13 protein-coding genes are annotated in these 10,175 nt (G+C 71.3%); 3 read left to right on the top strand and 10 right to left on the bottom strand.

The features are described 5' to 3' along the window. Window positions 1-47 precede the first annotated feature (47 nt). On the bottom strand, window positions 48-1,493 hold the full coding sequence (locus tag H596_RS0101940) for an NAD(P)-binding domain-containing protein (RefSeq protein ID WP_027283462.1): 1,446 nt from the start codon (window positions 1,491-1,493) through the stop codon (window positions 48-50). Between the two features lie 76 nt (window positions 1,494-1,569). Here H596_RS0101940 and H596_RS0101945 point away from each other — a divergent pair, with 76 nt between their 5' ends. Next, window positions 1,570-1,851, top strand: coding sequence for a hypothetical protein (locus H596_RS0101945; protein ID WP_156909994.1), 282 nt, complete (start codon window positions 1,570-1,572; stop codon window positions 1,849-1,851). Between the two features lie 41 nt (window positions 1,852-1,892). Then, window positions 1,893-2,510 (top strand): hypothetical protein, encoded by a 618-nt coding sequence (locus H596_RS0101950; RefSeq protein WP_156909995.1) that lies wholly within the window; start codon window positions 1,893-1,895, stop codon window positions 2,508-2,510. 57 nt (window positions 2,511-2,567) lie between these two features. On the opposite strand, the gene H596_RS0101955 is transcribed toward H596_RS0101950, so the two are convergent. The 5 genes from H596_RS0101955 to H596_RS0101975 all read right to left on the bottom strand — a co-directional run bounded on the left by H596_RS0101955 (window position 2,568) and on the right by H596_RS0101975 (window position 6,731). Next, on the bottom strand, window positions 2,568-3,335 hold the full coding sequence (locus H596_RS0101955) for a short-chain dehydrogenase/reductase (protein ID WP_027283465.1): 768 nt from the start codon (window positions 3,333-3,335) through the stop codon (window positions 2,568-2,570). Between the two features lie 3 nt (window positions 3,336-3,338). Next, the gene (locus H596_RS0101960) at window positions 3,339-3,956 is read right to left on the bottom strand and encodes an FMN-binding negative transcriptional regulator (protein ID WP_027283466.1); all 618 of its coding nucleotides are present in this window, start codon (window positions 3,954-3,956) and stop codon (window positions 3,339-3,341) included. Window positions 3,957-4,094: 138 nt separating this feature from the next. After that, a complete protein-coding gene (locus H596_RS0101965; protein WP_027283467.1) occupies window positions 4,095-4,328 on the bottom strand; it encodes a hypothetical protein in 234 nt (77 codons plus the stop codon). A gap of 116 nt (window positions 4,329-4,444) precedes the next feature. After that, window positions 4,445-5,227: a potassium channel family protein gene (locus tag H596_RS0101970; RefSeq protein ID WP_027283468.1), complete on the bottom strand. Its 783-nt coding sequence runs from the start codon at window positions 5,225-5,227 to the stop codon at window positions 4,445-4,447. A 274-nt stretch (window positions 5,228-5,501) separates the two neighbouring features. After that, entirely contained in the window at window positions 5,502-6,731 is a 1,230-nt protein-coding gene (locus H596_RS0101975) for an argininosuccinate synthase (RefSeq protein ID WP_037299546.1), read from the bottom strand. 127 nt (window positions 6,732-6,858) lie between these two features. Between H596_RS0101975 and H596_RS23705 the strand changes: the two genes are divergently transcribed. After that, window positions 6,859-7,101 (top strand): hypothetical protein, encoded by a 243-nt coding sequence (locus tag H596_RS23705; RefSeq protein ID WP_027283470.1) that lies wholly within the window; start codon window positions 6,859-6,861, stop codon window positions 7,099-7,101. A 45-nt stretch (window positions 7,102-7,146) separates the two neighbouring features. Here the strand turns inward: H596_RS23705 and H596_RS0101985 are convergent, their stop codons facing one another. The 4 genes from H596_RS0101985 to rlmN all read right to left on the bottom strand — a co-directional run bounded on the left by H596_RS0101985 (window position 7,147) and on the right by rlmN (window position 10,132). After that, entirely contained in the window at window positions 7,147-7,539 is a 393-nt protein-coding gene (locus tag H596_RS0101985; protein WP_027283471.1) for a type II toxin-antitoxin system VapC family toxin, read from the bottom strand. Next, complete coding sequence (locus H596_RS0101990) at window positions 7,539-7,784, bottom strand: antitoxin (protein ID WP_027283472.1); 246 nt, start codon at window positions 7,782-7,784, stop codon at window positions 7,539-7,541. The genes H596_RS0101985 and H596_RS0101990 overlap by 1 nt, the downstream gene beginning before the upstream one ends. 63 nt (window positions 7,785-7,847) lie before the next feature. Further along, window positions 7,848-8,993: an MFS transporter gene (locus H596_RS0101995; RefSeq protein WP_027283473.1), complete on the bottom strand. Its 1,146-nt coding sequence runs from the start codon at window positions 8,991-8,993 to the stop codon at window positions 7,848-7,850. Further along, entirely contained in the window at window positions 8,990-10,132 is a 1,143-nt protein-coding gene (gene rlmN / locus H596_RS0102000) for a 23S rRNA (adenine(2503)-C(2))-methyltransferase RlmN (RefSeq protein WP_037299714.1), read from the bottom strand. The genes H596_RS0101995 and rlmN overlap by 4 nt, the downstream gene beginning before the upstream one ends. Between the last annotated feature and the right edge of the window lie 43 nt (window positions 10,133-10,175).

The following is a 10,175-nucleotide window of genomic DNA, read 5'->3' on the forward strand; positions in this document are numbered from 1 at the left end:
GAAACTTGCGTGACGGCCCGCTCCCTCCGGCGCGGCCGAAGGCCGTCCTATTCCGCCGCGAGGCCGGGCCGCGCCAGCCGCGCGGGGTCTATCTCCACCTGCTTCATGTCATAGGCGCGCAGCTCGGCGTAGAGGCGGGGCATCTCCTGCGCGAAGAGGCCGCGCGTCACCCCCGCCGCCAGGCGCGGGGCGCTGATGGCCATGGCGTTGATGGAGCTGCCCGAGGGGCCGAAGCTCATCGTCGTGCCGATGCCGAAGAGGTGGATGTCCGCGATCCAGGGCGTCTCGCCCGGGCGTTTCTCGGTGAAGGCGCTGTTCTGGTCGAGATAGGGAAAGAGGCCGAGCCGCGGGTTCGCCTCCTCGGGCGGGGGCGTGTAGCGGTCCCGCCACTGGGCGATGTTGTGCGCGCAATGGGCGAGCTCGGGCCGCGCGGCCGGGTCCATCCGCACGCCCGTGCCGAGGATGAGGTAATCCGCGCGGAACTCGCCCGAGGGCGTGCCCAGCACCACCCGCCCCTGCTCGATGCGCGCGCTCTCCCAGGGGCGGCCGACATGCATGGTGAAGTTGGCGTGCTTCATCACGCGGTCGTAGTGGTCCTGCGCGAAGCCTTCGCGCAGGCCGAGGATGTAGGACATGAAGCGCCAGCGCCATTCGTCGGGCATCTCGCCCAGGTGGCGCAGGAAGCCCGCGAAGGTGAGCCAGCGATAGGGCTGCACCACCATCGGCTCGGCGCGGCGGCAGAAGAGGTGCACCTCGGCCGCGCCTTCCTCCAGCGCCACCGCGGCGTTGTCCATGGCCGAGGCGCCGGCGCCCAGCACCGCCACCACCTTGCCGCGCAGGGCGCGGAAGTCGATGTCGTCGGCGGTATGGGCGCGGAAGGCCGCGGGCAGGGCGGCCAGATGCTCGGGCATCCACCAGTGGCCCACCCCTTCCTGCCCGGTGGCCAGCACCACCTTGCGCGCGAACATCGGCCCCTCGCTGGTCTCCACGCGCAGGGCGGGCAGCCCGGCATCGGTGCGGGCGGGGGAGATGGCGCCCGCCTCCACCTGGTTGCGCACGGGGATGCGGGTGACGCGGCGGAACCAGAGCAGATAGTCGTTCCACAGCTCCTTCGGGATCCAGCGCATCCGCTCCCAGTCCTCGCGGCCGAAGGCGGCCTCGTGCCAGGCCTGGTAGGTGAGGGAGGGGAAGCGCAGGTCGGGGCCCGTCTGGTCCTTCAGGCTGCGCAGGGCGCGCATCCGGCCATAGGTGGTCCAGGGGCCTTCGCGGCCATGGGCGGCGCGGTCGAGCACGAGCAGATTGTCCACCCTGTCGCGCTTCAGGGCGTGGGCGACGGCGAGGCCGCATTGCCCGGCGCCGATGATCAGCACATCGAGGATGGGCGCGCCGCCGATGCGCTGCGGCGGCAGCCAGGGCTCGCGGGGATGGGCGGTCAGCTCCAGGTCGCGGAGCGCATCGGCTTCGAGTTCGGCGAGGGTGCGGGGCGCGGGCATGAGGTGAGTGTGGCGATCCTTCGCCGCGGCGCAACATCGCTTGCGCGGCCGGGGCGGGCGGGCCATCTGCCCGGGCATGGTCACGCTGCGCCCCTCCCTCTCCCGCAAGATGGTCGGCTTCGGCGCGCTGGCGCTGGGGCCGCTGGGGCTGCTCCTGCCGGTCATGCCCGGGCTGCCCTTCCTCGCTCTCGGCGTGTGGGTGCTGCGGGACCAGTATGTGTGGGCGCATCGCGGGGTGGACATGATCCGCCGGCGCTGGCCCCAGGCCATCCCGGCCATCGAGGAGCGCGAGCAGCGCGCGCTTGCCTGGTTCGCGCGCAAGACCGCGCCGCTGCGGCGGGTGTTCCGGCGGGGGTAGAAAGACGACCCGAAGTTCTACTTCCCCGTATCGGTCGTTTCATGCCAAATTTCCTGCCGGGGCCGGGCGGATTCATCGCAATGCTGACCGTACAGTTCCATAATCAGCCGATCCGCTTCGAGGTGGCTAAGTTCAGCGCCAAGCGCCCGGCGCAGTTCGAGCGGCTGAAGACGTGCCTCCTCCTCGGCCTCAAGCGGGCCGAAGAACCGACAGCCCAGGCGCTCAGGATGATCGTGTCGGGTCTCGCGGATCTGTGCCTGATGAACCCCCACATCCTGATCACACCCGATCTGGCCGATCTGGGGAATCCGCCTCAAAACTTGGCCGAAAGCGGCTACGCATCGGTGTCGGGCCTTGGCACATCAACCCCGCCCAAGCATCGCAAGGATCCCCGGATATGGCTCGCCGAGGTGGGTGGGCAGGCCCCGCCGCCCTACAAGGAAATGCCTTTGCCGGCCGTGCTCAACTTCTTCTGGCACGAGGCGCTTCACCTCGTCGCCGACTTTTCCCATACGGACGTGCCCAAGGATATGAACGACCCAAACAACAAGCGGTGGCGCGACACCATGCACGCGGTCGCGAAAGCGTTTCCCTCGACCCTTTACGATCCGGTGCTGAAGCATGAGGTCGGTCTCTACGCGCCGGACGCCTGGCATTGAGGCGCGTTGCCAGCGACAGGGATTGATCGCGCGGGCCGAGGCGAGGGCTGACCCCTCCTACCCCTTGAACTGCCCCCCGCCATCAATGTCGATCACGGTCCCCGCCAGGTAGCCGGCGCGGGGCGAGGCGCCGAACACCGCCATGGCCGCGATCTCGGCCGGCTCGATGGGGCGGTCGAAGGGAAGGCCGGTCAGCGTCTCGCGCCAGCGGCCTGCGTCGCCCAGGGTGTGTGCGGCGCGCAGCCGCGCCTGGCTCTCCATGCGGTCGGTGCGCGTCACCGCCGGGTTGATGCCGAAGACCCGCACGCCGTCCTTCTGCGCCTCGGCCCCTACGGCGCTGGTGAAGGCGATCAGCGCCGCGTTGCCCGCGGTGCCCGCGATGTAGCCCGGCTTCCAGGCCCGCCCCGCCATGCCGATGACGTTGACGATCACGCCCGAGCGGCGCGCGCGCATCTCCGCGAGGAAGAGCTGCGTCAGGTGGAAGTAGCCGAACACCTTGAGCTGCCAGGCCTCCACCCAGCGCTCCATGGTGATGTCGGCGATGCCGCCCGAGGGGATGGCGCCGGCGTTGTTCACCAGGATGTCGGCCCCGCTGGCGGCGGCGTGCAGCCGCGCGCGCTCCTCGGGACGGGAGAGGTCGGCCGGCAGGGCCTGGATGGGCGCCTGATAATACTGCGCGCGCAGCCGCTCGGCCGCCGCCTCGGGCGCGCGGGCGCAGAGCAGCACCTCGCAGCCCTCGGCGGCGAAGGCCTCCGCGCAGGCATAGCCGATGCCCTTCGAGGCACCCGTCACCACCACGCGCCGGCCGGCGAGTTGCAGGTCCATCCCTCATTCCCCCCTCTGGACGGCGCGCATGGCGGCGGCGAGATCCGCCGCCTCGGGCCCCAGCCCGGCCAGCGCGCCCGCCTGGTCCTCTGCGCTGCGGTTCTGCGAGAGCTTCCGCTTGCCCGTCAGCCGCTCGATGGTCAGCACCACGCCCAGGATGCCCTTGAGCTGCCCGGCGATGAAGGGTTCCGGCGCGTCCTCGACGCGCCAGGGGGCGGGGCGCGCGGCCTCGTGGTGGTCCGTGAGGTCGCTGACCAGCGCGCGCAGCCGCGCCGCGTCCTCCACGATCTCCACCGGCCCCTCGGCGTGCACCGCCTCGTAGTTCCAGGTGGGCACGACGCGGTGGTGCTCCGCCTTGGAGGGGTAGCTGCTGGGCGAGATGTAGCCTTCCGCCCCCTGGAACAGCGCGATGGCGCGGCCGGCGGCGCGCAGCGCGGCGGCCTGCGGGTTGGCGCGGGCGAGGTGGCCGAGGATCACGCGCCCATCCGTCAGCAGCGGCAGCAGGCTGACCAGGGGCACCCCCTCCGGCCCGTGGCAGGCCAGCAGCGCGAGGCGCGGGGCGCGCATGAGGGGCAGGAGCCGTTCGAGTCGGTCCTCGCGGAAGGCGGGCGGCGTGTACATGCCGCGCAGCGTGCCAAGGGGGAGGGGGCGGGAGAAGAGGGCTGGGGGCCGCCCTCTGCGCCCCCTCCCCACCGGCCCGGCCGCGGTCGAGGCCCCGGAAGGGGGGGTGGGCCCGGGCCGCGGCGTGCGGGGCCGGGATCAGCGGCCGGCGCGCGGCGTGCCGGGGAAGGGGCGGGCGTGGCGGGCCTGCATCTGGGCGCGCAGGGCGGCCTGGCCGGCCATGGTGCGGGTGGTGGCCTCCATCCGGTTCAGGTCCTGGCCCATGTTCCAGTTCTGGCCCTGCACCACCGGCGAGGGCGCCATGATCTGCGCCTGGGCGGCGGGGGCCATCAGGGCGATGGCGGCGGCGGCGGCGATGGCGAAGCGGCGCATGGCGTGGTCCCTCTCTCCTCGGCCCGGCGGGGAGCGCCCCGCCGGTGAGGACAGGAATAGGCCGCGGCGCCCAATCGGCGCGAGCGAGAGAAACCGATGCGGCCCATCGGTTGGGCCTATGGCGCGCCCTCATTCGGGATGTTCAGCACCGCCCCGCAAGCCTTGCAGTGGACCGCATCGGCATCGTGCCGCTGCAGCCCGCAGGCCTGGCAGGTGTGGCGCACCTTCTGCGGCCGGAACAGCGCCTGGGCGAGGCGCAGGAACAGCGTCACCCCCGCCAGCATGATAAACACCGCAAGCAGCCGGCCCGCCGTGTCGGTCGGCGTGAAGTCGCCGAAGCCCGTGGTGGTCAGCGCGGTGATGGTGACGTAGAGCGCATCGCCGTAGTTCGTGATCTCGGGGCGGAACAGGGCGCGCGCCTCATAGACCGTGCCCGTCATCACGAACATGAAGACGAGGAGCTGCGCGCCGGCCAGCATCGCGTCCTCGTTGCGGCGGAACAGCCGCCAGTCCTCGCGCAGGCTGGCAGCGAGCCGCGCCGAGTTGAACAGGCGCAGCGCCCGCAGCACGCGCAGGAAGCCCAGCACATGCTCGAGCAGCGGCGAGAGCAGCAGGGTGAGGATGGCCAGCAGATCCGCCACCTCCAGCGGACGGGCGGCGCTGCGCAGCGGGTGGTCGCGAATCCAGTGGCGCGCGGCGAACTCCGCCAGCAGCACCGCGCCCAGCACCACGTCCACCACCACCACCAGCCCGCGCGAGGGCAGGAAGGAGGCCAGCACGATCCAGACCACGCTCAGCAGATCGAGCGCGAGCAGCCCATAGCGGAAGCGCCGGCCCGCCTCGGCCCGGCCGGTGTAGAGAAGGCGCAGCCGCACCCGCGGCCCATGCGAATGCTCCATGCGCGTGAGCGTGGCGCGCCGACGCGCCGGCCGCCAGGGGGTGTGCTCCGGGGAGGGCGCCGCCCTCCCCGAACCCCTCCCGCCAAGGGGCAGTGGCCCCTTGGAACCCGGAACCGTGTTGGGTGTGACGGGAGGGGCGGTGGCGCGCGCGGGGCCCGGCGGAGGCGCCGGCCCCTCCCGTCACACCCAACATGACTCCCAGGGTCCAGGAGGCCACGGCCTCCTGGCGGGGGGAGGCCCGGAGAGGGGCGGCGCCCCTCTCCGGAGACCACCCTCAGAGCGTGCCGCCGCGGCGGCCGGCCATGGCGCCGAGGCGCAGGCGCAGGGCGTTGAGCTTGATGAAGCCCTGGGCGTCGAACTGGTCGTAGGCGCCCTGGTCGTCCTCGAAGGTGACGTGCTTCATCGAGTAGAGGGAGTTGGGCGAGCGCCGGCCCGTGACGATCACGTTGCCCTTGTAGAGCTTGAGCCGCACCTCGCCCTCCACGCTGGCCTGGCTGGTGTCGATCAGGGCCTGGAGCATCCGGCGCTCCGGGCTGAACCAGAAGCCGTTGTAGATCAGCTCCGCGTAGCGGGGCATGAGCGAATCCTTCAGGTGCGCGGCCTCGCGGTCGAGGGTGATGCTCTCGATGGCGCGGTGCGCGACGTGGAGGATGGTGCCGCCCGGCGTTTCGTAGCAGCCGCGGGACTTCATGCCGACGAAGCGGTTCTCCACGAGATCGAGCCGGCCGATGCCGTTCTCCTTGCCGAGCGCGTTGAGCTTCGTCAGCAGCGCGGCGGGCGAGAGCGCCTCGCCGTTGATGGCCACCGCGTCGCCGGCCTTGAAGGCGATGACGATCTCGGTGGGCGCATCGGGCGCATCCATGGGGCTGATGGTGCGCTGCCAGACCATTTCGTCCGGCGCGTCCCAGGGCTCCTCGAGGATCTTGCCCTCGGAGCTGCTGTGCAGGAGGTTCGCGTCCACGCTGAAGGGCGCTTCGCCGCGCTTGTCCTTCGCGATGGGGATCTGGTGGGCTTCCGCGAACTCGATGAGCTTCGTGCGGCTGGTGAGATCCCACTCGCGCCAGGGGGCGATGATCTTGATGTCGGGCTTCAGCGCGTAATAGCTGAGCTCGAAGCGCACCTGGTCATTGCCCTTGCCGGTGGCGCCGTGGGCGACGGCGTCGGCGCCGACCTGCTCGGCGATCTCGATCTGGCGCTGGGCGATGAGCGGGCGCGCGATGGAGGTGCCGAGAAGGTACATCCCCTCATACAGCGCGTTGGCGCGGAACATGGGGAAGACGAAGTCCTTCACGAAGGTCTCGCGCAGGTCGTCCATGAAGATGTTCTCGGGCTTGATGCCGAGCATCAGCGCCTTCTCGCGCGCGGGGCCGAGCTCCTCGCCCTGGCCGAGATCGGCGGTGAAGGTGACCACCTCGCAGCGGTAGGTGGTCTGGAGCCATTTGAGGATGACGGAGGTGTCCAGGCCACCGGAGTAGGCGAGGACGACTTTTTTGATGGGGCTCATGGGGATCGGCTCGCGGCTAAAAGCTGTGTGCGCGGGATGGCAGCATCCCCTCGGCTCGGCAAGCCCACCGAGCCGAACCAGGAGCGCGCGGATATCCGGACCCATCCGGGACCCGCATTGATCGAGCTTGAAGTCCGACATCATCGTTCGCACCGGACGTCGCACGGGCGGTGCCCACACCGATACTGCCATCCTGGTCCGCGCGAACGTCCAGCGCGACGTCAGAATCTCGAGGGCCTTCAGGGAGAGCAAATCCAAGTGGCGCGGTGTGGAGGTTGAAGTATCGCTCATGCCCGAAGCCATCCTGGCCTTGTCGAAACTCAGCGTGGCAGCCGCCGCCTGCGACGGCGAGAACAGCCCCCGAACCTGATCTCTACGCGCCTTTGGACGAGGTGGATGAGTAGGACGTGCCGGCTCAAATCCAGCTCTCGACACGTAGCCCGAAAACACGCTCGAACTCGCCGCTGTTGCGCGTCACCAGCACCAACCCCCGCGCCAAGGCCTGCCCCGCGATCAGCACATCATAGGGCCCTATCGGCGTCCCCTTCGCGGCCAGGGCTGCCCGCAGCATCCCCGCCGCCCGTGCATCCTCCGCCGAGAAGTCCAGCACCCCGAAACGCAGCCGCTCGACCACGGCGAGGTTCCGCTCCACACGCGCGCTTTTGAACGCGCCGTAAAACAACTCGTGCAGCACGATGGAGGAGATGAACACGTCGCCCGGCGCCTCGCGCCGCAGGCGCTGGCCGACGGGCGAGTCCGCGTCCTTCAACACGGCGACCACCGCGTTGGTGTCGAGCAGATACGCCATCAGTGGAACAGGTCATCCAGCCCCGGGCGCTCCTGCGGTGCCGTGGCTTCGCTGGCGGCCTCGGCGGCATCCGCGTCCCATGTCCCGGCCACGGCATCGAGCCAGCGCCAATCGGCCGGGACGGGTTCCAGGATGACCGCATCCCCTTGCCGGCGGATGCGCACCTCCTTGCCCTCGAAGCGGAAGGCCTTGGGCAGGCGCACGGCCTGGCTGCGGCCGGTCCAGAACAGCTTGGCGGTTTCCACGGCGGGCCCTCCGATGATATGCACCAAAGATAGATACTCAGGCCACCGCGTTCAACCCGCACCTCACCCCCGCGCCCACCACGCCAACCCCCCCACCCCCGCCGCCGCCAGCAGAAACGCCACCCGGTAATCCGCCACCCCGATCAGCGCCCCGAACAGCAGCGCCCCCAACGTCTGCCCCAGGAACAGCGCCATGGCGAAGGCGCTCACCGCCGTGCCGCGCGCCTCGGGCAGCGCCTCCGTCGCGCGCGCCTGCAGCACCCCGTGGAACATGAAGAAGGCGAGGCCGATGCAGAGCTGCGCCAGCAGCACCACCCACCAGGCCCAGGCCAGGGCGATCAGCGCCAGCAGCCCCGCCAGCGCCGCCCCGCCCAGCCCCAGCAGCCCCCGCTCGCCGAAGCGCCGCACCAGCCGCCGCGCCAGCCGCGTGTAGGCGAAGGCCCCCACGCCGAAGCCCGCCATCACCAGCCCCGCCTCGCCCGCGCTCAGCCCGAAGCGCTGGATCAGATAGCTCGCCACGAAGGGAAAGGCGCCGCCGAACAGCAGCGCGCCGTCGAGCGCGGCCAGCGCCAGCAGCCGGCGCCCCGCGGGTGCGGCCAGCAGCTTGCCATAGCCCGCGAAAACGCCGCCCGAGGCCCGCGCCGGCCCCGCCGCCCGCGCCCCCTTCCAGGCCAGCGCCACCCCCGCCGCCAGCGCGATGCCGCCCGCCGCCAGGAAGCTCGCCCGCCAGCCGAAATGCTGCCCCAGCACGCCCGAAAGCGGCCCGGCCAGAAGCTGCGCGAACACCATCCCCGTGAGGAAACGGCCGATGGCCGCCTGGCGCTCGGCATAGGGCACGCTGTCGCCGATCTGCGCCATCAGCAGCGGGATCACCGCGCCCGCCGCCAGCCCCGCCAGCGCCCGCGCCCAGGTCAGCTCCGAAAGCCCCTGCGCCAGCGCCGAGGCCATGGTCACCAGCCCGTAGAGCATCAGCGCGCCCGCCGCCACGCGCAGCTTGCCCAGCCGGTCCCCCAGCGGGCCGGTGGCGATCTGCCCCACGCCATAGGGCAGCATGAAGGCCGCGATGAGGATGGCGGCCGCCGAGACGCTGGTGCCGAAGCCCAGCGCGATCATCGGCAGCAGCGGATCGAGCAGCCGCATCCCCACCCCCGAGGCGAAGCCCCCGAAGGCCATCAGGGCCAGGGGCAGGGCCGGGGCCGGGGCGCTCACGCCCGCCGCGCCCGCTCGCTCTCGGTCTTGAGCTGGCCGCAGGCGGCCAGGATGTCGCGCCCGCGCGGCCGGCGGATGGGCGAGGAATAGCCCGCCGCGTTCACGATCTCGGCGAAGCGGCGCAGCGCCTCGGGCGTGGAGGTGCGATAGGCGCTGCCGGGCCAGGGGTTGAAGGGGATCAGGTTCACCTTGGCGGGGATGCCGCGCAGCAGCCGCACCAACTCGCGCGCCTCGGCCTCGCTGTCGTTCACGCCGCGCAGCATCACGTATTCGAAGGTGATGCGCCGCGCGTTGGAGGCGCCGGGATAGCGCCGGCAGGCCGCCAGCAGCTCCGCGATCGGGTATTTGCGGTTCAGCGGCACCAGCTCGTTGCGCAGCTCATCCGTCACCGCGTGCAGCGAGACGGCGAGGTTCACGCCGAGCTCCGCGCCGCATTTGTCCATCATCGGCACCACGCCGGAGGTGGAGAGCGTGATGCGCCGGCGCGAGAGCCCGATGCCCTCGTGGTCCATGATGATGGTGAGCGCCTTCGCCAGGTTCTCGTAGTTGTAGAGAGGCTCGCCCATGCCCATCACGACGATGTTGGAGAGCAGCCGGCCCTCCTCCCCCTTCGGCGTCGGCCATTCGCCGTAGGAATCGCGCGCGGCCATGAACTGGCCGACGATCTCGGCGGCGCCCAGGTTGCGCACCAGCTTCTGCGTGCCCGTGTGGCAGAAGGAGCAGGAAAGGGTGCAGCCCACCTGAGTGGAGAGGCACACCGCGCCCCGGTCCTCCTCCGGGATGAAGACCGTCTCCACCTTCTGCCCGTCGCGCCAGGCGAAGAGCCATTTGCGCGTGCCGTCCTCGCTCGTCTGCTCGGCGGCGATGGCGGGGCGGCCGATGACGAAGCGCTCCGCGAGCTTCGCCTGGGTGGGCCTTGCGATGCTCGTCATCCGCGCGAAGTCGCGCTCGCCCTGGTGGTAGATCCAGTGCCAGAGCTGCTTGGCGCGGAAGGGCTTCTCGCCCAGCGCCAGCATCTCCGCCTCCAGCTCCGCGCGCGAGAGGCCCACGAGGTCGCGCCGCCCATCGGCCTCGACCATGGCGGGCGGGGCGAAGAGCGCGGCCTTGGCGAGGATGCGCGCGCGCTCGGCCTCCGTCATCCCGTCGGCCGGGGGCAGGCTGCGCTGGTGGGGCGGGAAGGCG

Source organism: Rubritepida flocculans DSM 14296 (assembly GCF_000425365.1).
GTDB lineage: Bacteria > Pseudomonadota > Alphaproteobacteria > Acetobacterales > Acetobacteraceae > Roseococcus > Roseococcus flocculans.

Coding starts and splice junctions, on each gene's coding strand:
- H596_RS0101940 (WP_027283462.1), bottom strand. CDS start 1,493: ATGCCCGCGCCCCGCACCCTCGCCGAACTCGAAGCCGATGCGCTCCGC.
- H596_RS0101945 (WP_156909994.1), top strand. CDS start 1,570: ATGGTCACGCTGCGCCCCTCCCTCTCCCGCAAGATGGTCGGCTTCGGC.
- H596_RS0101950 (WP_156909995.1), top strand. CDS start 1,893: ATGCCAAATTTCCTGCCGGGGCCGGGCGGATTCATCGCAATGCTGACC.
- H596_RS0101955 (WP_027283465.1), bottom strand. CDS start 3,335: ATGGACCTGCAACTCGCCGGCCGGCGCGTGGTGGTGACGGGTGCCTCG.
- H596_RS0101960 (WP_027283466.1), bottom strand. CDS start 3,956: ATGTACACGCCGCCCGCCTTCCGCGAGGACCGACTCGAACGGCTCCTG.
- H596_RS0101965 (WP_027283467.1), bottom strand. CDS start 4,328: ATGCGCCGCTTCGCCATCGCCGCCGCCGCCGCCATCGCCCTGATGGCC.
- H596_RS0101970 (WP_027283468.1), bottom strand. CDS start 5,227: ATGGAGCATTCGCATGGGCCGCGGGTGCGGCTGCGCCTTCTCTACACC.
- H596_RS0101975 (WP_037299546.1), bottom strand. CDS start 6,731: ATGAGCCCCATCAAAAAAGTCGTCCTCGCCTACTCCGGTGGCCTGGAC.
- H596_RS0101985 (WP_027283471.1), bottom strand. CDS start 7,539: ATGGCGTATCTGCTCGACACCAACGCGGTGGTCGCCGTGTTGAAGGAC.
- rlmN (WP_037299714.1), bottom strand. CDS start 10,132: ATGACGGAGGCCGAGCGCGCGCGCATCCTCGCCAAGGCCGCGCTCTTC.